The following is a 19,930-nucleotide window of genomic DNA, read 5'->3' on the forward strand; positions in this document are numbered from 1 at the left end:
CCGTTCAGCCACCAGCCGACGCCCCAGATCGATGGGTCAATCCGGGTCGGGTCGCGCGCGCGCGGATCAACCCGGGTCGCGCGCGCGGATCAACCCGGGTCGGGTCGCGCCGGGTCGCGCGCCGGGTTCGCGGACGTCTGGGCGGAGGACGACGCCAGCACGTCGCTCCTGCGGCAGCTGCCCGCTTCGCTCCTGCGCCGCGCGGCGATGGACATGGGGCGCGACCCCGACACGGCCGGCCTCCATCTGCGCCACAAGCTCCGGGATCCGCAGATCGAGCACATCGCCTGGGCGCTGGACGCCGAGCGCATGGCCGGCCATCCGAACGGCCTCCTCTACGCCGAGAGCCTCGGCCTTGCCCTCGCCGTGCGCCTGCTCGGCCGCTTCGCGGCGCCGAGCCGGCCACCCCCGCGGGCTGTCAGCGCTGCAGCTGCGGCGCCTCACGGCGTACATCGAGGAGCACCTCGACCAGAGCCTGTCCCTGGACCGGCTGGCCGGCGTCGCCGAGATCAGCGCGTCCTACCTCAAGACCAGCGGTCGACGGGTCTACCGGTGCACGAGTACGTCGTCCGGCGCCGGGTGGAGCGCGTGAAGGCGCTGCTCTCGCGCGGCGACCTGCCCGCCAGCCAGGTGGCGATCGAGGCGGGGTTCGCGCACCAGAGCCACATGGCGCGGTGCATGCGCCGCGTCCCCGGCGTGACGCCGACGGCGCTGGCGCGCCGCTCGCCCAGGCGCTGATTCGCCCGGTCACCGCGCCTCGCGCCCGCCCCCTGCCCGCCCCCACCTGCGCCGTCCCTGCCCAGGCGAGCGAGCTTATCGGGGTTGCGCACGATGTAGATGTTCGTCGCCGCGCCGTGCTCGTCGTAGGCGAAGGACACGCAGGCCGCGGCCGAGCCGTCCTTCCACAGGACGACGACGCCCCGGCCCCCGTTGATGTCCGTCGCCTCGCACGCATAGTCGCCCCAGTACGCGTGCAGCGCGCGGCCGATGAAATCGAGCACCTCGACCTTCCCCTGCAGGACTTCAAGGAGGCTGGACACCTTGCCACCCCCGTCGGCGCAGAGCTCGATCTCGTCCGAGAGCAGCGCCGACAGGTGCTCCGTGCCGCCGCTCGCCACGGCCGTCTGGAAGGCGGCGAGCAGCTGCTCCTGTCGGTGCAGCGGGGTGGTGTGCCGCACCTTCGACTGACCCACGTTGGCGCGCGCCCTCGAGACGAGCTTGCGGCACGTGGTCTCCTGGATGCCGAGCGTCGCCGCGATCTCCGGATAGGAGACGTCGAAGACCTCGTGGAGCAGGTACGCCGCCCGCTCCTTCGGGGTGAGGCGTTCTAGCACCAGCAGAAACGCCGTCTGGAGCGACGCCGCCAGCGACAGCCGCTCGCTCGGCTCCGCTCGCTCGGCTCAACCTCGGTCGGCGCGTGGATGGGCTCTGGCAGCCACGCGCCCACGTAGTCGACCCTGGCGTTGCGGGCGGCCCGCAGCAGATCGATGCACCGGCGCGTGCAGAGGGTCGTGAACCACGAAGCCGGGTTCTCGATCGTGCTCCTGTCGGCGTCCTGCCATTTCAGGTACGTGTCTTGCTCCGCGTCCTCGGCCTCCGCGCGCGAGCCGAGGATGCGGTAGGCGAGGCCGAGGAGCATCGGCCTCGTGGCCTCGAACGCCGAGACGTCGTTCTCTTGCGCCATCTCAGTGCTTCGACACCTGGATGCGGTTCCACAGGTTGATCATGGCGACGGCGGAGGTCAGGACACCGATCTCCTCCTCCGAGAAGTGCTCCCGCAACCGCGCGCGGAGGGCCGCGTAGTCGGTCCGCCGATCGAGGACGGTCAGCGCCTCGGTCCAGGCGAGCGCGGCCCGCTCACGCTCGCTGAAATCGCTGACGTGCTCCCACACGACCACCCGGTCCAGCCGGTCGTTCGTCTCGCCGTCCTGCCGCGCCTCCCTCGTGTGCATCTTCACGCAGAAGGCGCACTGGTTGATCTGCGACGCGCGCAGCTGCACGAGGTGGATGATCTTCCTGTCGAAGCCGTGCCGGTTCATCACCTCGTGCACACCGGCCAGCGCCTGCAGCACATCCGGGATCACCTGCTCGTACTTCACGGGGGATTGCTCGCTCATCGTCGCTCTCCTTGTCATGGGCCCGCGGGCCCCTCCATCTGATGACGATCCAGCCTTCCCGTCTGTGACGCCTGGCCGACGCGCGCGCTCGCGGAGCAAAAAATTCCTCCCTCACGAGAATTTCACATCGACCCATCGGGAGGTTCAGGGCTACCTCGGTCTCAGGATTGATCATATTTTCCCTTCTTTCTTCGCGGCACTCCAGCCCTGGACGAGGATGCGGAGCTGCTCGTGGCCACGCCCCAAGGTCTGCCAGCCGGGCTCGCCGTTTCTCCGGAGGTGTCCGGCGAGCGCGGCGCTCGCCAGGAAGGCATCGCTGGCCGTGGCGTTCTCGGGGAGCGGCTTGCGGGCGAAGACCCGCAGCATGTCGAGTTGGGTGGGCGTGAGCATGGCGCTCGCCGGCTGCTCTGGAGCGCGCCGGGCCTCGCTGCGCAGCAGCAGCAACTGCCAGGCGATGGGAGCGAAGAGCGCCAGCACGTTGCGCAAGCCGTGCAGGTCTTCGCTCTGGCGCTTTTCGTAGGCGCATCCGGTCTTCGCTCCCAGACGCGTACGACCTGGAGCGAGAGCGTCGCAGGCAGCTCGCGCGGCTGGGATCTCGGTCGTCGTAGCGTCACGCGCGTGCTGCCGAGGGCCAGCCTCGCCAAGCCACCCGCTGCCCCTCCGGTTCGTCCCGGCGAGCGCCAGCGCGGCGCGGGTGGCGCACGCGCACGAAGCAGGCCTGTGCTGCCTCGCGCCGCCCGCGCCGCCGCGCAAGGACATGGGCGTTCAGACCATGATCGAACATGCCAGGAGAGGACCGGCCGATGGCGGAGCGCGCCTCCGCTTGCCCCCGCGCGTCCGGGCGTACGAAGCTGCGCCGCCGTCGGCAAGGAGGTCTTCATGGCCAGCCGCTTCGCTTGAAGGACGTGACGCTGCGCAACCGCGTGGTCGTCTCTCCCATGTGCCAGTACTCCTCGAAGGACGGGTATGCCACCGACTGGCACCTTGCTCACCTGGGCTCGCTGGCGAGGGGCGGCGTCGGCCTCGCGATCGCGGAGGCGACGGCGGTCTCCCCGGAGGGCCGCATCAGCCCAGGGGACGCCGGCCTCCGGGAAGACGGGCAGATCGAGCCGCTCCGGCGGATCGTCGCGTTCGTCAAGGAGCAGGGCGCGGTCCCGGGGATCCAGCTCGCGCACGCGGGGAGATAAGGCGAGCGCCAACCGGCCCTGGGAGGGCGATGATCACCTGGCGCCGCAGGAGGGCGCGTGGGAGACGCTGGCGCCGTCGGCGAAGGCGTTCGGCGCGAACCTCCCCCAGATGCCGAAGGAGATGACGAAGGCCGATATCGCGCGCGTGAAGGCCAGCTTCGTCACCGCCGCGCGGCGGGCCCGCGAGGCAGGCTACGCGTGGCGCTCCCGTACGCCGGGCGCATCCGCAAGGAGGCGAGCGTGCCGGTCGCGGGCGGGTGGTCACGGCCGGGATCACGGCGCCGTGAACGACCGGGCGCCTCGCGAGCGACGCCGGCTCACGGGACCTCGGAGAACGCAAGCCAGTAGGCGAACTCGTGGCCCGGCTCCGCGTACTCGAACGAGCGGAGATTGCGGAACGTGTAATCCCCCGCGTGCGCGCCGGTGATGAGGATCGAGGCTTCCTCGCCGGCGTTCAATGTCACGGAGGACGGGCTCGCGTCCGCCATCGAGAACCGCAGGGCATAGACCGGGTTGCCGGCCTCGGTCGAGAAGCAGACGTCCAGGCGCTCCACGGTGAAGGGGTCGAACGCGGCGGTGAGCGCGTTGGGCCCGCCGGTGACGAAGCGCTCGTGCGCCGCCAGCCACACGCGGTCGTCCGTGGCCACCGGGTTGGAGAGGCCGCGCCATTCGGAGAGATTCTCGACGGTAAGGTGCATCGCGGTGTAGTCGTCGTAGTCGCCGTAGCCGCTCCGCTCGCGCTGGGCCTGGAAGTCGAACCGCACGAAGGCGCCCTCCGGGACGAGCACGTCGGGCAACCCACTTGCGGCGAGCGTCAGCGTGGTGAGCGCCTGGTCGCAATCCGCGTCGGGAGAGCATGAGTCGATGGCGATCTCGCCCGGTGCGGAGGAGACGATCTGCCCCTCGATCGAGCGCTGCGCCGGAGGGTCGCCCGCCTCGCCGACCGGATCCTCGGAAGAGAAGGTGGTGCCATCCGCGGTGGTCAGCGACCACGTGATCTGGTCCATCGCGGGAATCGAGCACTCGGCGGCGCCGCCGCCACCGCCCGCGCCGCCGTCGATGACCTCGGAAGCCGTGCAGCCGGCGAGGAGAGAGAGCGAGAGCATGCCCAGAAGAAGGTCGTGTTGAATTGACATGACCTGCAACGGAGCAACCGTTGTACCGCGCGAGGGCTCCCTCCCTCGCCGCGGATGGCGCCGTATTCAGCCATGAGCAACGACGACCGCCCGGCTGTGCCATGGTGTGTCGTGGCACAATATGCCCCTCGGCCTGGCCCCTGTGGCCGCCGGGCCGCCGGGCGCAGCGGAGTTGCACCGGGGGCGGCCGGGTGTGGCAGCATGCGGGCCGGAGGAACTCTACCGTGCGCCTCGGGATCGATTTCGGAACCACGCGGACCGTGGTCGCGTGCTGCGACCGCGGAAACTACCCCGTCATCAGCTTCCTGGATGCGGCGGGGGACACCGTGGACTTTTACCCCTCCGTGGCGGCCGAGCGGCAGGGGGAGCTCCGGTTCGGCTTCGACGCCCTCGCTGTCGCCTCGGACCCGGAGTGGACCGTCCTCCGCTCGTTCAAGCGCGTGCTCTCGGGCCCGCGCGCGTCGCCCGACGTCGAGGTCGAGATCGGCGCGACCAAGCTCCGGGTGCTCGACCTCCTGACCCTGTTCCTGAGGTCGCTCCGCGACGCCGTGCTGCACCGGTCGAACCGGCCGAAGAAGAAGGACGACGACGGGCGCCTCATCTGCGTCGTCGCGACCCCGGCGAACGCGCACGGGACGCAGCGCTTCGTGACGCTCGACGCCTTCCGCCGCGCCGGCTTCGAGGTCATCGCCCTCCTGAACGAGCCCTCGGCCGCCGGCTTCGAGTACACGCACCGCCACCGCAGCACCATCACGTCGAAGCGCGAGCACATCGTCGTGTACGACCTCGGGGGCGGCACCTTCGACGCGTCGCTCGTCCACATGACCGGGCGCAGCCACGACGCCGTGACGACCGCGGGGCTGAACCACCTCGGCGGCGACGACTTCGACGCCGTGCTGGCCTCGACGGCGCTCGCGGCGGCCAAGGTCGAGCGCGAGGAGCTGCCGGCGCGCGCGCTCGCCGCGCTCGCCGACCAGTGCCGCGAGGCGAAGGAGCGGCTCAACCCGAACTCCCGGCGGATCGTGATCGACCTGGAGGCGTGCCTCGGCGACCTTTCGCCTGCCCACGAGGTGACGATCTCGGCCTCCGACTTCTACGACCGGTGCGCGCCGCTCGTGGAGGAGACGATCACCGCGATGCAGCCGGTGATCGCGCGCCTCGACGCCGGCGCGGGCGAGGCGCTGGCCGACATCGCGGGGATCTACGTCGTCGGCGGCGCGAGCTCGTTGCCCGTCGTCGCGCGGACGCTGCGCGAGCGCTTCGGGCGCCGCGTCCATCGCTCCCCCTACCCTTCGGCGGCGATCGCGATGGGCCTCGCCATCGCCGTCGACGAGGACGCGGGCTTCGAGCTGTCCGACCGGCTGTCGCGCCACTTCGGGGTCTTCCGGGAGAGCGGCGGCGGGGACGAGGTGGTGTTCGACCCGATCTTCGACCGGGAGGCGCGCATCCCGTCGAGCCACGAGGCGCCGGTGGTCTCGCGCCGCGTGTACCGGGCGGCGCACAACGTCGGTCGCTACCGGTTCGTCGAGTGCGCCGCGCTCGACCGGCTCGGCGTGCCCCACGGCGACATCACGGCGTTCAACGAGGTCGTGTTCCCCTTCGACCGGCGGCTCCGCGACCGCGCCGCCGAGCTCGCCGCCGTGCCCGTGCAGCGCGTGAGCGACGAGGGGCCGCTGATCGAGGAGCAGTACGCGATCACCTCGCACGGCATCGTCGAGGTGACGATCACCGACGTGGAGGCGGGCTACCAGCGCGTCTATCAGGTCGGGGCGTGAGCGCGCCGGGCGCGGCCTGAATCCATCCGCGCTCGGCCGCGGCTGCGCGCGTTCTTCGACGTCACGGGAGGAGCCGGCGCAGCACCTCGATCACGGCCGGCAGGGTCGCCAGCGCCGCGATCGTCGTCACGACCGCGGTGGCCGCGGCGAACTCGCCGTCGCAGCCGTACCGCGCGGCGACGATCACGGACACCATGGAGGTCGGCATGGCGGACTGCAGCACCGCCACCTCCGACACGGGGCGCTTCAGGCCGAGCGCGAGCGCGACGCCGAGCGCGACGGCGGGGGACAGGAGCAGCTTGACCGCGGCGACGGCCGCGAGCGGCCGCATGCGGCCGCGGAGGGAGCGCAGGTCGAGGCTCAGGCCGAGCGCGAGGAACACGAGCGTCGGGGTCGCGCTGCCGAGCGCGTCGAGCGCGCGCTCCACCCACACCGGCAGCGGGATCGGCAGGGCGTGGAGCGCGAGGCCGAGGGCGATCGACATCACGTTGGGTTGCAGGAGCACCGTGAGCAGGCTCCGCGCGTCCACACCACCCCCTCCGCCCATGCGCGCGACGAGCGCGACGCCGAACGTCCAGAGCAGCAGCGTCGTGACGATGCTGTCGACGAGGATCGCCGTCCCCGCCGCGCTGCCGGCGTGGCCGTAGAGGGCCAGCACGACGGGGACGCCGAGGAAGCCGGTGTTGGAGAAGCTGCTGACGACGCCGGCGGCGCCCTGCGCGGCGCGCGGCAGCCCGAGCGCGCGCGCGACCGCGACGCCCGCGAGGGCGCACGCGAAGAGCGCGACCGACGAGGCGGCGACCGCGCCCCAGGCGCCGTGGCCGAGGCCCGAGCGGCGCAGCACGGAGACGATCAGCGCGGGCGTGGTGACGTCGATGACCAGCCGGTGGAGGACGGCGGCGTCCGCCTGGCCGCCGCGGCCGAGCGCGCGCAGCAGCACGCCGACCCCGAGCACCGCGAAGAGGGCAAGGAGCTGCGAGATCAGGTCGCCCGACGGCACGGGCGGCTTCTAGCTCCGCGGCGGGCGGCGTCCAGCGATTAGGAGGAGCACGCGCGCACGCACGAGAGAGGGGGGACCGAAGCGGGAGACGGGGGACGCGGGAGGTGACCGGCGCGGGCGACGCGGCAACCCGCGCCGATCCTCTCCTCGGATGCTCAGGGCACGAGCTCCTGCACCGCCTGCACGATCGCCTGCGGATTCATGCCCAGCCGGTCCAGCACGATGTCGCCGGGAGCGCTCGTGCCGTAGCGATCGATCCCGAGGGCGAGCCCCTTGGAGCCGACCCAGCGGTGCCAGCCGAAGGTGATGCCGGCCTCGAGGGACACGCGCCGCGCACACGCGGCGGGCAGCACGGCCTCCTGGTAGCCGCGGTCCTGGCGCGCGAACCGCTCGACGCAGGGCATCGACACGACGCGGACGCCGGGGCCGAGCCGCTTCGCGGCCTCGACCGCGTGCTGCACCTCGCTGCCCGTCGCGATCACGATCGTCTCGAGCGCCGCCGTCTCCTTGACGAGGACGTAAGCGCCGCGCCGCACGCCCTCGCGCTTCGCGGCGGCGTCGCCCGGCAGCATCGGGACGGCCTGCCTCGTGAGCGCGAGGACCGTCGGGCCGTCGGCGCGCTCCAGCGCGGAGATCCACGCGCCGGCCGTCTCCTCGGCGTCCGCCGGCCGGATGACGTCCAGATCGACGATGGCGCGCAGCCCGGCGACGGTCTCCACGGGCTGGTGCGTCGGCCCGTCCTCGCCCACGCCCACCGAGTCGTGCGTGAAGACGTAGATGACCGGCAGGTGCGACAGCGCCGCCAGGCGGATGCTCGGCCGCAGGTAGTCGGCGAACACGAGGAACGTCGCGCCGCTCGGGCGCAGGCCGCCGTGGTAGGCGATGCCGTTCATGATCGCGCCCATGCCGTGCTCGCGGATGCCGGCGCGGATGTTCCGGCCGCCCGGGTGCTCCGGATCGAAGTCGGTGCTCGACGCGATGTAGTTGAACGTCGAGCCGTAGAGATCCGCGCTCGACCCGATGAGCGCCGGCACCGCCTCGGCGACGGCCTGCAGCACGGTCTCGCCGGCCTTGCGCGTGGCCACCTTGGTGCCGGCGGCGAAGGCGGGGACACGCGCGTCGAGGTCCGCCGGCACCTTCCTCGATGTGCCCTCGTCGAGCTGCCGGGCGAGCTCCGGGTTCTTCGCGCGCCACGCCTGGAACGTCGCCTCCCACGCCCCGCGCACCTTGCCGAGCGCTTCCTTGCGCTTCGCGAAGAACTGCTTGACCTCCTCGCTGACGTAGAAGTGCTCCGGGGGCAGCCCCAGGTTCTTGCGCGCCTGATCCACGAACTTGGCGCCGCCCTCGCCGTGCGCCTTCTGCGTGCCGGCGACCTCGGGGATCCCCTTGCCGATCTGGGTGTGGGCCACGACGAACCTGGGCTTTCCGCTCTTCGACGCCCGCGCCTGGCTGAGCACCCGGTGGACGGCCTCCAGATCGTTGCCCTGGTCGATGTGGAGCACCTCGAAGCCGTAGGCCTCGAAGCGCTTGGCCGTGTCCTCGCTCTGGGTCTTCACGGCCATCGCGTCGAGGGTGACGTCGTTGGCGTCGTAGATGAGGACCAGGTTGTCGAGCTTGAAGTGGCCCGCGAAGGAGGCCGCCTCGGCGGCCACGCCCTCCTGGAGGCAGCCGTCGCCGGCGAGGCAGTAGACGTTCAGATCGAAGATCGTGTGCTCCGGCGTGTTGTAGCGGGCGGCCAGCATCTTGGCGGCCACCGCGTGCCCCACCGCGTTGCCCACGCCCTGGCCGAGCGGGCCCGTCGTCGCCTCGACCCCCTCGGTGTAGTGGTACTCCGGGTGGCCGGGCGTCTTCGACTCCCACTGCCGGAAGCGCCGGATGTCGTCGATGGACACCGGGTAGCCCGAGAGGTGCAGCCAGCCGTACAGGAACATGCTGCCATGGCCGGCGGACAGGATGAAGCGATCGCGGTTCAACCAGTGCGGTTCGCCCGGATCGTGGCGGAGGAGGTCGCCATAGAGAGCGGCTCCGATCTCGGCGGCCCCGAGCGGCAGGCCGAGGTGACCGGACGAGCAGGCGTGGACGGCGTCCATGGCGAGGCCGCGGGCCATCGTGCACGCGGCGGCGAGCTTGACGAAATCAGGCATGGCGCGCACTCTAACCTACTTCGTCACGAAGCGCGCCCTTTCGCGCACCCTCCCCCCCCCGCCCGGACGGCGTCGGGTCTGCCTGGAGAGTGCCCCTCGGCGCGCGCTCGATGTCCACGATTTCTCGAGAGGCGCGAGGATCGCCGGTCGCCGGCTTGGCTGACCGCGACCCGACCCAGGTTGACCGCGACCCGACCCAGGTTGACCGCGACCCGACCCAGGTTGACCGCGACCCGACCCAGGTTGACCGCGACCCGACCCAGGTTGGCCGCGACCCGACCCAGGTTGGCAGGGCCGCGCGGGTGGGTGCTGCGTGGCGAGCTCCGGCCCGGCGTGGCGTGGTGGAAGCTCGCGGGCGCCGGCGGCCGCGACGGCGTAGGCGGCGTCAGCGCCGGCGCCGCCCAGAGCGGCGGACCACAGCGGCAGAGGCGAGCATTGCCCCACGCCATCGCAGTCCTCGTCGGCGTCCGTGGCGCAGTCTTCAGCAGAGGGCGTGTTCTCACCGGTACACGGGCCATCGCCGGATCCGTCTGACAGGCAGGTTTGAGCGCCGGAGGTACAGAGTCCTACCCCTTGCGTCCCCGGGGGCCCCGAATAGCAGCTCAGCTGCGACCCCGGCACGCAAACAGCTGTGCCGCCTCCCTGCCCGCCTCCCCCGGTCGCCGGCTCTCCTCCGCCGCCTCCCTGGCCCCCGCCGCCGCCACCCCCGCTCGTGCAGCCGATGGCCAGCGACATCGCCAGCATCGCGCCCCCTCTGAACCCCTGCCACACTCCGGCGCCTCTGTATCCCATGCGCTCCATCTTTCGTTGACAGGCAACAGGAGGTATCCGAACGCTCCCCTGGTGCTGGACGCGGGGGAGCGCAGACCACGATGTGCTAGATGCCGCGATGCGCGCGCATTCATCCCCTGCTCAGCGACCCTGGAGGTTCCGGCTTGCCCATGTCTGAACAGAAGTCTGCTCGGCCTACCCCCTCCGCCGGTCTGCTCGAAGGGACCGCCCCGGCGTGGCGTTCCCGCTGGCTCAGCGCGTCCTGGGCGCTGACGCTCGCGGTCGGCGCGGTCGCGTGTGAGGATCAGCACGTCGTGATCGGCGCATTCGCGCCGGAGCGGCCGCGGTTCGCGGCACCGCAGAAGGTCGCCACGCTCAACGACGCCACCGCCAGGGACGAAGACCCGACCCTCACCGGCGATCTGCTCGAGATCCACTTCATGTCCGAGCGCGGCGCGAGCCAGGATATCTGGGTCTCGCGGCGGGCGGACCTGGGTTCGCCCTGGGAGACGCCGACCGTCGACCTCGCGGAGAAGCTCAACAGCGCGGACGACGACGACACGCCTGCCATCTCGAACGACGGGCTCAGGATGTGGTTCCTCCGCAAGAGCGAGCAACAATCAGGCATCTGGATGTCCGAGCGCGCGAGCCGGGGCGACCCCTGGGGCGAGCCCTCCTACGTCGACGCGCTCAACCCCGGCCACGACGATGGCACGCAGGCGATGAGCCCTCACGTCGATCTGCCCGAGCTCCGCGCCGTGGTCGGCCTGAAAGGGCCTGAGACCCAGGGCTGGGACCTCGCCATCGCGTCCCGCGAGAGGCCGGAGGACGACTGGGGCGAGTTCGTTCCGCTCGCCGAGCTGAGCGACGCGGGAGACCAGCTCGCGCCCTTCCTGTTCGACGACGGCCGGCAGATCCTGTTCCGTTCGGGGGATGACCTGTTCTGGGCTCGACGGCCAGGGACGAACGACGCCTTCGAGCCGCCGCAGGCGCTCGACGAGGTGAACGTACCGGATGCGCGCGAGAACGATCCTTACCTGTCGCCGGACGGGTCCATCCTGTTCTTCTCCTCGGAGCGGAGCGGCGGGACCGACATCTACGAGGCCCGCCGCATCGCACCATGAACGGCCGGCGCGTCGAAGCGACCCGATCCGGGTCGGGGTAGCAGCCAGCCGTACGTCGCCCCGCCCGAACCTGGGTCGGGTCGCTTCTTCAGAGCGACGCCGACGACCCGAAGGAGGTAGTCATCGACGACCTGTGTGGCGCAGCCCACCCTCCTCTTCCGCCCACAAAACACGTGTAAAAGCCGATCGTCCCGTGATACGAGAGGAAAAGGTCAGGGGGAATGTCCTCTGCGGCAGAGCCGCACTGCTCACAGTGCAGGTGTCTGCTCGCTCGCTGTCCGGCGGGACATGCCGACCGGGCGCGGGAGGCTCGTTCAGGCGTACCCGAGACCGGCAGAGATCGATGCAAGAGCAAGAAACGCCGCCGTCTGGGCTCGTCCTCATCGTGGACGACAGCGCGGACAACCTGAACGTGCTGTCGGACGCGCTGATGTCCGATGGACTGGAGATCGCCGTCGCGCGCGACGGCGAGGAGGCGATCGAGCTCGCCGGCCGGTCTCAGCCGGACCTCATCTTGCTCGACGCGCTGATGCCCGGCCTCGGCGGGTTCGAGGCGTGCCGGCGGATCAAGGCCGATCCGGCGACGCGGAGCATCCCCGTCATCTTCATGACGGCGCTCGCGGAAGCGAAGTTCAGGATCCAGGGCTTTCGCGTGGGCGCCGTGGACTATGTGACCAAGCCGTTCGAGAAGACCGAGCTGCTCGCGCGGGTGCACACCCAGCTCTCGCTCCGGCACGCGACGCGGGCCCTCGAGGAGCAGAATGCGAGGCTCTCGGAGGAGGTCCAGGAGCGCGTCAAGGCGGAGGAAGCGCTGGCGGAGGCCGTGCTGGGGCTGCGCGACGCGAACGCACGGCTCTCGCATCAGCTGACGCAGAACGAGCGCGCCGAAGCGGCCAGGGCGGCGCTGCAGGAGCAGGTCATCGCGGTCCAGCGGGAGCGGCTCCTCGAGCTCTCCGCTCCGCTCATGCCGATCATCGATGGCATCCTCGTGATGCCCCTCGTCGGCGCGGTGGACGTCGAGCGTGCCAGGCAAGCCATCCAGACAGCGCTGCACGGAGCGAGCGAGCGCGGGGCAAACCATCTCATCATCGACATCACCGGTGTCAAGGCGGTGGATGAGACCGTCGCGCGCATGCTCGTCCAGGCGGCGATGGGGCTCTCCCTGCTCGGCACGCGGACGATCGTCACCGGCATCCACGGCGAGGTGGCGCGGACGCTCGTGGGGCTCGACCTGCACCTCGATTGCCTCGTGACGAAGGCCACCCTTCAGGCGGGCGTGGAGCACGCGCTGCGGACGCGCGGTCGTCGCTGGGGCCAGGGCGAGCCCTGAGGACCCGATGAATCCGTCGTTCCCCGGCGTCTCCGCCGGGCTTGAAGAGGAGCTCAACCGGATGGATCCGAGAGACTACGTCGTGGGGGAGGTGCTGCACGAAGGGGCCGAGACCCGCGTGTGCCGCGCGGTCCATCGTCCCTCGGGCGACAGGGTGGTGCTCAAGCTCCCCGCGGCGGCCGCGTCGAGCTCGCGCGTGACGGGGCGCATCCTGCATGAGCACCACATCCTGACGCTGCTCGGGGCGGTGCCAGGGATAGCGCGGGCGCGGGAGCTCGTGCAGCGGGACGGCACGGTCGCGCTGGTGCTCGAGGACCCCGGCTTCCGGTCGCTGGATCGCCTGCTCGCCGAGCGCGGGCGCCTGCCGGTGGAAGCGGGGCTGAGGCTGGGCGCGCTCGTCGCGCGGGTGCTCGAGGCCGTGCACGCGGCGGGCGTGACGCACAAGGATATCAAGCCGCAGAACGTGCTCGTCGATGCGGCGTATACGCAGGTCAAGCTGCTCGACTTCGGCATCGCCTCGTCGCTGCCGCTGGAGGCGACGGCGGCGAGCATCCCCGAGGGGCTCGAGGGGACGCTGGCGTACATGTCACCGGAGCAGACGGGCCGCACCGCGCGGGCGATCGACGCGCGCACCGACCTCTACTCGCTCGGCGTGACGCTCTTCGAGGCGCTGTCAGGGCGGCTGCCGTTCACCGAGCGCGACCCGCTCTCGCTTGTGCACGCGCACCTGGCCAGAGAGCCCCCTCCCCTCGACGAGGTCGCCCCGGGCGTGCCTCCGGGGCTCGCGGCGATCGCGTCCAGGCTCCTGGCGAAGAACCCCGACCGGCGGTACCAGACGGCCAGGGGGGCGGCGGAGGATCTGGAGCAAGCGCTTCGCGCGTGGCGCGAGCGCGGCACGGTGGAGCGCTTCCCGCTCGGGAACAAGGACTTCTCGCGCAAGCTACGGCTGCCGGACGTGCTCGTCGGGCGCGAGCGCGAGCGCGATCTGCTGAGCGCCTCCTTCGCCCGAGCCGCCGAGGGCGCGGTGGAGCTCGTGCTCCTCGGCGGCCCGTCCGGCATCGGCAAGACGGCGCTGGTGCGCACCGTCTACCGGGACATCGCGCGCGCGGGGCGCGGTCTCTTGATCTCGGGCAAGCACGACCAGCTCGCGCGGTCGACGCCCTACGCGGCCATGGCGCAGGCGTTCGGGGCGTTGATGCAGCAGTGGCTGGCGAGCCCGAAGCCTGTGCTCACGGCATGGCAGGAGCGAATCAAGGCGGACGTGGGGGACAACGCGCGGCTCATCGCCGACGTGGTGCCGGAGCTCGATCGGATCATGGGCGAGCTCGCGCCGGTGCCGCCGGTGCACGGCGAGCAGGTGCTCGCCCGCCAGCGGCTGACCTGGCTGAGCTTCGTGCGGGCGGTCACGACGCCGAACGCGCCGCTCGTGATGTTCCTCGACGACATGCAGTGGGCCGACAGCGCCACGCTGGAGATCCTGAAGACGCTGCTGACCGACGCGGAGCGAAGAGAGCTCCTGGTGATCGCGGCGTACCGCGACAACGAGGCGCCGCCGGAGCATCCTCTGTGGCGGCTCGTGGCGTCGGTGGACGAGAGCGGGGCGAAGGTGTCGAGGATGTCGGTGCGCCCCCTGCCGGAAGAGCACGTGCAGGCGTGGGTGGCGCAGACGCTGAGCAGCGAGGCGGCGCGGGTGGAGCCGCTCTCTCGGGTCCTGTGGCAAAAGACGCGAGGAAACCCGTTCTTCATGGAGCAGCTGCTGCTCTCCTTGCACAGGCAGGGCAAGGTGGTCCGGGACCCGGAGAGCGGCGCGTGGCGCTGGGACCCGAGGGAGCTCGCGCAGGCGCAGGTCACGGACAACGTCGTGGCCCTCCTGACGGACAAGGTGCTCGAGATGCCCGAAGCGACCCAGCAGCTCCTGGGGCTCGCGGCGTGCGCGGGGCACACGTTCCACCTCCACGATCTGGAGCGGCTCAGCGGATGGGAGCGCGCCCGGGTGACCGGGGCGCTGTGGCCCGCCCTGCAGGAGGAGCTCCTTGTGCCCGCCGATGGGGCCTACCGGCCCGCGCAGGCGCTGGGACAGGTCGGGGACGGAGCGCTGGACGCGGAATACCGGTTCTTGCACGACCGCGTGCAACAGGCGAGCTACGAGCGGGCCCCGCCCGAGCAGCGCGTCCTGGCGCACCTGGAGATCGGCCGGCGGCTCTGGGCGCGGCACCGGACGCAGGCGGGCACACCGCAGCAGCTCCTCGAGCTGGTGCGGCACCTGAACCTCGGCTCGTCGCGGATGGACGCCGTGGACGAGCGCGAGGCGCTGGCGCGGCTGAACCTCGAGGCCGCGCTCGCCGCGAAGGCGGCGAGCTCGCACCGGCTCATGGCGAGCCTCACCGAGACCGCGCAGGCCCTGCTCGGCGACGACGCCCCCCGCAAGGACGCGGCGCTGTCCGCGCAGCTCGCGCTGGAGCGGCTCGAGGCGGCCTTTCTGATGCGGGAGTTCGACGACGTCGAGGCGCGGTCGGCGCGGCTGCTCGCGACGCCGCTGCCGGCGCTCGCCAGGCTCTCGGTGCAGGAGATCCGCGTCCGCTGCTCCCAGGCGGCAGGCCAGTTCGCGCGAGGGGTCGAGCTCGGGCTCGCCGCGCTCGCCGAGCTGGACATCGTCTTTCCGGACACGGACGAGGCGCGCCGCGCCGCGCTCCTCGAGGAGTCCGCCGAGCTGGATCGATGGTTCGAGCGCGACCCCGACGCGTTCGACCGGATGCCCGCGGATCCATCCCCGGAGCGCGTGCTCGTCGATGCGCTGACGATGCACCTGATGGTGTGCGCGGCGATCGGCGGCCAGCCGATCCTGTCCGGGCTCGTGATAGTCCGCGCCGTGCTGAGGGTGCGACGACAGGGCGTGCTCACGCCGGTCTCTCCCTTCATCATCGTCTGCTTCGCGAACGTGTGGTCGTTGACCACGGGGCTGTATCGCCGCTCCGCGGACTGGGTCGGGCCGGGGGTGCGCGCGGCCGAGCGCGTCGCGTCGCCCTTCCTGGCAGAGTGCCTGTCCTTCCAGGGGCAGTACACGGCCTACGCCCGCCCCGCGGATGAGATGGCGCCCATCTTCGAGCGGACCTGCGCGACCGGGCTGAAGATCGGCTCGTTCCAGGGGACGAGCTGGGGGCTGGAAGGCGACCTGTTCTATTACCGGGTGTGGCGTGGGCAGCCGCTCGGACAGATCGAGGCGCACCGGGCGGCTCGCTCAGGGCTCGTGCAGCGCGCGGGGACCGCGCTCGGGGCCCACTATTTCGAGGCGGCCGCCTCGTGGTGCGCTCTCCTGATGACGGCGGGCGGCGCGGCGCAGCTCCTCTCGGAGCAGCCCTTCTCACGCGGGTCGCGCTCCCTGCTGGCCGACGGCGATGGGATGGCCGCCGAGCTCGCGCGCATCCTCGAGGCCCACCTGTTCATCGTCGCCGGCGCGTACCCGATGGCGCTCTCGCGGGCTCGGGAGGCCGAGCAGCACCGCATGTCCATCTTCGGCTTTCCCCCGGTGACGGACGTGCCGCTCTGGCTCGCGCTCGCGGCCGCGAGGTGCTGGCCGGGGACAACGGACGCGGAGGAGCGGCAAAGGCTCGGCGAGCACATCGAGCAAGGCCTCGCGCGGCTCTCGTATTTCGCCGAGGGGAGCGCGGACAACTTCCTGCACAAGCTGCGCCTCCTCCAGGCCGAGCACGCCCGCGTGCAAGGCAGGACCGAGGAGGCCATGGCCAGGTACGACGAGGCCATCGACCTTGCCCGCGGGCAGCGCTTCTTGCACATCGAGGCCCTCGCCGCCCAGCTCTGCGCCGAGCTCCACCTCGAGGCGGGCAGGAGCCGTATCGCCGCGATGTACCTGCGCGAGGCGAGGGACGCCTATGTCCGCTGGGACGCGCGCGCGGTGGTGGCCCACCTGGAGGCGAGGTGGCCCGCCCTGCTCCGCGCGCCTGCCCAGCCCGCGACGCCCGCGAGCGCCGAGCGCCGCCTCGCGACGGGCGCCTCCGCGCTGACGACCACGGGCGTCGACGGCGGCGCGCAGCTCGACGTGAACACCGCGGTGCGCGCGGCGCAGGCGCTGTCGAGCGAGCTCGATCCGGAGCGGGTCGTCGGCCGGCTGATGGAGCTCGTGCTGGAGAGCGCCGGGGCGCAGCGCGGCGTCCTCCTGCTGGCCGAAGGAGAAGAGCTCTCGGTCGTGGCGCGGCTCTCGGTGGAGGGGGCCCGCATCGAGACGGGCCTGTCCGAGCCGCTCGCGCAGAGCGACGAGGTGGCGAGGACGGTCGTGCGCTACGTGGCGCGCACGAGCGAGCCGGTCGTGCTGGACGACGCCAGGGCCGACGCCCGCTTCGCGGCCGATCCGTACCTCGCGTCGCACCCCGTCCTCTCGCTCCTCTCGCTTCCCCTTGCGCATCGAGGGCGCCTCCGCGGCGTGCTGTACCTCGAGCACCGCGAGGCGCCTGCGGCGTTCCCCGAGAGGCGGGTAGAGCTCCTGTCGGTGCTCGCCGCGCAGGCCGCCATCGCCGTGGAGAACGCCCTCCTGTACCGGGACCTGGAGGCCAAGGTCAAGGAGCGCACCATCGAGCTTTGCGTCGCCAAGGAGGCGGCGGAGCGCGCCAGCCAGGCCAAGAGCGACTTTCTCTCCAGCATGAGCCACGAGCTGCGCACTCCGCTCAACGGGATCATCGGCTATGCTCAGATCCTGGAGCGAACGCCCGACATCGCGCCGGCGTGGCGGGAAGGGCTGCACGTCATCCAGAAGTCGGGCGAGCATCTGCTCTCGCTCATCAATGACCTGCTGCACCTCGCCAAGATCGAGGCGGGCAAGCTGGACTCTGTCCTGACGGAGTTCCGGTTGCCTGCCCTCGTGCAGATGGTGGTCGACCTGTGCCGGGTGCGCGCCCAGGCGAAGGGGATCGCGTTCGCCCACGAGCTGCGCGGCCCCGCGCTCCGGGCCGTCCACGCCGACGAGAAGCGGCTGATGCAGGTGCTCTTGAACCTCCTCGGCAATGCCATCAAGTTCACCGAGCGGGGGGCCGTATCCCTCCATGTCGAGGCGCTGGAGGAGAGCGTCCCTGCGGGCCGGATGGTGCGCTTCCGCGTCGAGGATACGGGGCCTGGCATCGCCTCGGAGCACCTGTCGCGCATCTTCGAGCCGTTCGAGCAGGTGGGGGAGCAGAGCGCGAGGAGCGAGGGCACGGGGCTTGGGCTCGCCATCACGAAGAAGCTCGTGGAGCAGATGGGTGGAGCGGTCGAGGTGCAGAGCGAGGTCGGCGTGGGCAGCGTCTTCACCGTGACGCTCCCGCTCGCCGAGGTGCAGCCGGCGGCGAGCCCGGGCGATGCCCGGGGGTGGGACACGATCGTCGGCTATCGGGGGGAGCGCCGCACGATCCTCATCGTGGACGACAACGCCGACAATCGCGCGGTGGCGCGCGGGCTCCTCGGCCCGCTCGGCTTCGACCTGTGCGAGGCGGACGGCGGCGAAGCGGCGCTGCGCATGGGCGCGCTGCACGCGCCGGCGCTCGTCCTGATGGACGTGTACATGCGGGGCATGGATGGCTACGAGACAGCGCGCCGCCTCAGGCTCGTGCCCGAGCTCCGGCGGACCGTCATCGTGGCCTCGTCGGCGAGCGTCTCCGAGGCCGAGCGGCAGAAGTGCGCCCGTGCCGGCTGCGATGATTTCCTGCCCAAGCCCATCCAGGCGAGCGCGCTCCTGGACAGGATATCGCGCCTGCTGGGCATCGAGTGGCTCCGCCGCGAAGAGGCCCCCTCTCCGGATTCACCGGCAGAGGTCCCCACGGACGGCGAACCCCTCGCGCCGCCTCCGGCCGAGGAGCTGGCCCTGCTGTCGGCGCTCGCGAACAGGGGGCTCGTCCACAAGATCCTGGCAGAGGCGGAGCGGATGAGGCAGCGCGACCCGCGACTCAGGCCCTGGCTCGATCAGCTCGTGACGCTCGCGCGTGGCTACCAGACCCGGAAGCTGCGGGAGTTTCTCGATGCGTACGGCCCAGGCGGCGCGGTCCGCGCCGACGGCCCCGCGGATCCGCAGGCATCGACGTAGGGAGAACGACGAACGGGTCCGGGGCATCCGGCGAGGGGCGGCGGAGGGTGCGCAGACGCTACAGTCTCACAAGATTCGTTCAGTGAAACGGTCGTCTACAGCCTCCGGGTTGAGTTTCAACTCTCCCCGGACCCTCTCGGCAACCTCCGGGTTGAGTTTCAACTCTCCCCGGACCCTCTCGACAACCTCCGGGTTGAGTTTCAACTCTCCCCGGACCCTCTCGACAGCCTCCGGCTTGAGTTTCAACTCTCCCCGGACCCTCTCGACAGCCTCCGGCTTGAGTTTCAACTCTCCCCGCCCCCTCCCGGACCGCCTCCGGCGGTCGGCCGCCCCCGATCGAGGTCGTGCTGGGTGCGCCACGCCTCGAAGATCAGCGCCTGGAACGCGGAGAGGACCAGGACGGACACGTCGGTGTTGACGTAGAGCCAGATGAACCCCAGCCCGAGGCCGCGCACGAGCAGGGCCACCCCCACCCCGACCGCGACGTTGCCGCCCCAGAACAGGAGGCACACGCCCGCAAGCCGGATCGCCCGCCGGACCGCGAGCGGCAGGAGCCCGGCGCGCATCCCTCGGCGGCGCCCCACCGCGTAGGCCGCGCACGACGTGGCCGCGACGACGCCCAGGATGTAGAGCGAGTCCGACATCGCTATACGTCCCCCCGGAGCCAGGAGAGCGCGCGCGCCGCGAGTTCCTGGAGCAGCCCGCCGATCGTCGAGAGGCGCTCGCCCGGGAGGCTCGAGGTCGGCGCCCCCTCGCGCACCGGCGCGGCGAGGACCTCGAAGCCCGCGCGCTCGAAGAGCCGGCGTGCCCGCCAGACGCGGTGCTCGCCGGTGACGAGCAGGATCCTCCTCGCGCCCCTTCCCAGCAGGAGCTCCGCGCTGCGCTGCGCCTCCACCGCCGTCGTCAGCCCCCGCGGCTCCGTGAGGAGGGCCGACGCGGGGACGCCGAGGCCCTGCGCGAGGCGGGCGCGCGACTCGGCCTCGCTGGCCGCCCCGTTGCGGCTGCCGAGCATCAGCACGAGCGGCGCGCGCCCCTGATGGTACAGCGCGACCGCCTCGGCGGCGCGCCGGAGCGAATCCTCCGGCAGCCGCCCGTCCGGGTCGACGTCCGCTCCGAGGACGACCACGGCGTCGGCCTGCCCGGCGTCGGGCGCCGACGCCATCCAGCGATCGAGCGGCGCGGCGGCCGGGGTGAACGCGGCGACGGCGAAGACCGCCAGCCCGACCCCGCCGGCCGCCGTGCTCAGGCGGTCCCACGCTGCTCCCATGCGCATGACGCT

Annotated in this window: 13 protein-coding genes and 2 pseudogenes; 6 read left to right on the forward strand and 9 right to left on the reverse strand. The window is 71.7% G+C overall.

Features of this window, described 5'->3' with window-relative positions:
* The first annotated feature begins 309 nt into the window (after positions 1-309).
* Positions 310-738, forward strand: a complete 429-nt coding sequence (locus WMF17_RS20855) for a helix-turn-helix domain-containing protein (RefSeq protein WP_437604280.1) — start codon at positions 310-312, stop codon at positions 736-738.
* Between the two features lie 53 nt (positions 739-791).
* Here the strand turns inward: WMF17_RS20855 and sigJ are convergent.
* The 3 genes and pseudogenes from sigJ to WMF17_RS20870 all read right to left on the reverse strand — a co-directional run.
* Positions 792-1,684: pseudogene (gene sigJ, locus WMF17_RS20860) on the reverse strand (RNA polymerase sigma factor SigJ); the annotation flags it as partial.
* Position 1,685: 1 nt separating this feature from the next.
* Positions 1,686-2,117 carry a carboxymuconolactone decarboxylase family protein gene (locus WMF17_RS20865; RefSeq protein WP_437603837.1) on the reverse strand — a complete coding sequence of 144 codons (432 nt, stop codon included), beginning with the start codon at positions 2,115-2,117 and terminating at the stop codon, positions 1,686-1,688.
* A gap of 171 nt (positions 2,118-2,288) precedes the next feature.
* Positions 2,289-2,603, reverse strand: coding sequence for a hypothetical protein (locus tag WMF17_RS20870; RefSeq protein WP_437603838.1), 315 nt, complete (start codon positions 2,601-2,603; stop codon positions 2,289-2,291).
* Between the two features lie 452 nt (positions 2,604-3,055).
* Here WMF17_RS20870 and WMF17_RS20875 point away from each other — a divergent pair.
* Positions 3,056-3,506: pseudogene (locus WMF17_RS20875) on the forward strand (NADH:flavin oxidoreductase/NADH oxidase); the annotation flags it as partial.
* A gap of 115 nt (positions 3,507-3,621) precedes the next feature.
* Here WMF17_RS20875 and WMF17_RS20880 read toward each other — a convergent pair.
* Positions 3,622-4,440 (reverse strand): hypothetical protein, encoded by an 819-nt coding sequence (locus WMF17_RS20880; RefSeq protein WP_437603839.1) that lies wholly within the window; start codon positions 4,438-4,440, stop codon positions 3,622-3,624.
* Between the two features lie 224 nt (positions 4,441-4,664).
* On the opposite strand from WMF17_RS20880, the gene WMF17_RS20885 reads away from it, so the two are divergent.
* Positions 4,665-6,215, forward strand: coding sequence for an Hsp70 family protein (locus WMF17_RS20885; RefSeq protein WP_437603840.1), 1,551 nt, complete (start codon positions 4,665-4,667; stop codon positions 6,213-6,215).
* Positions 6,216-6,276: 61 nt separating this feature from the next.
* Here the strand turns inward: WMF17_RS20885 and WMF17_RS20890 are convergent, their stop codons facing one another.
* Both WMF17_RS20890 and tkt read right to left on the reverse strand, forming a co-directional pair.
* Positions 6,277-7,215 (reverse strand): AEC family transporter, encoded by a 939-nt coding sequence (locus WMF17_RS20890; RefSeq protein WP_437650865.1) that lies wholly within the window; start codon positions 7,213-7,215, stop codon positions 6,277-6,279.
* A gap of 155 nt (positions 7,216-7,370) precedes the next feature.
* Entirely contained in the window at positions 7,371-9,359 is a 1,989-nt protein-coding gene (gene tkt, locus WMF17_RS20895; RefSeq protein WP_437603842.1) for a transketolase, read from the reverse strand.
* Positions 9,360-10,444: 1,085 nt separating this feature from the next.
* Between tkt and WMF17_RS20900 the strand changes: the two genes are divergently transcribed.
* The 3 genes from WMF17_RS20900 to WMF17_RS20910 all read left to right on the forward strand — a co-directional run bounded on the left by WMF17_RS20900 (position 10,445) and on the right by WMF17_RS20910 (position 18,651).
* Positions 10,445-11,254: a hypothetical protein gene (locus WMF17_RS20900; protein ID WP_437650867.1), complete on the forward strand. Its 810-nt coding sequence runs from the start codon at positions 10,445-10,447 to the stop codon at positions 11,252-11,254.
* Positions 11,255-11,597: 343 nt separating this feature from the next.
* Positions 11,598-12,584 carry a response regulator gene (locus WMF17_RS20905; protein ID WP_437603844.1) on the forward strand — a complete coding sequence of 329 codons (987 nt, stop codon included), beginning with the start codon at positions 11,598-11,600 and terminating at the stop codon, positions 12,582-12,584.
* 7 nt (positions 12,585-12,591) lie between these two features.
* Positions 12,592-18,651 (forward strand): AAA family ATPase, encoded by a 6,060-nt coding sequence (locus WMF17_RS20910; RefSeq protein ID WP_437650868.1) that lies wholly within the window; start codon positions 12,592-12,594, stop codon positions 18,649-18,651.
* Positions 18,652-18,717: 66 nt separating this feature from the next.
* Here WMF17_RS20910 and WMF17_RS20915 read toward each other — a convergent pair whose 3' ends face one another.
* From WMF17_RS20915 to WMF17_RS20925, 3 genes are read right to left on the reverse strand one after another with little or no spacing between them, the layout of a single operon-like run.
* Positions 18,718-18,939, reverse strand: coding sequence for a hypothetical protein (locus WMF17_RS20915; RefSeq protein ID WP_437650870.1), 222 nt, complete (start codon positions 18,937-18,939; stop codon positions 18,718-18,720).
* A complete protein-coding gene (locus tag WMF17_RS20920; protein WP_437650871.1) occupies positions 18,936-19,295 on the reverse strand; it encodes a hypothetical protein in 360 nt (119 codons plus the stop codon). Before WMF17_RS20920 ends, WMF17_RS20915 begins: the two co-directional genes overlap by 4 nt.
* A 2-nt stretch (positions 19,296-19,297) precedes the next feature.
* Positions 19,298-19,924: a YdcF family protein gene (locus tag WMF17_RS20925; RefSeq protein ID WP_437603848.1), complete on the reverse strand. Its 627-nt coding sequence runs from the start codon at positions 19,922-19,924 to the stop codon at positions 19,298-19,300.
* Between the last annotated feature and the right edge of the window lie 6 nt (positions 19,925-19,930).

Origin of the sequence: Sorangium sp. So ce362, from assembly GCF_051519845.1 — a bacterium.
In the GTDB taxonomy this organism is placed as follows: domain Bacteria; phylum Myxococcota_A; class Polyangia; order Polyangiales; family Polyangiaceae; genus Sorangium.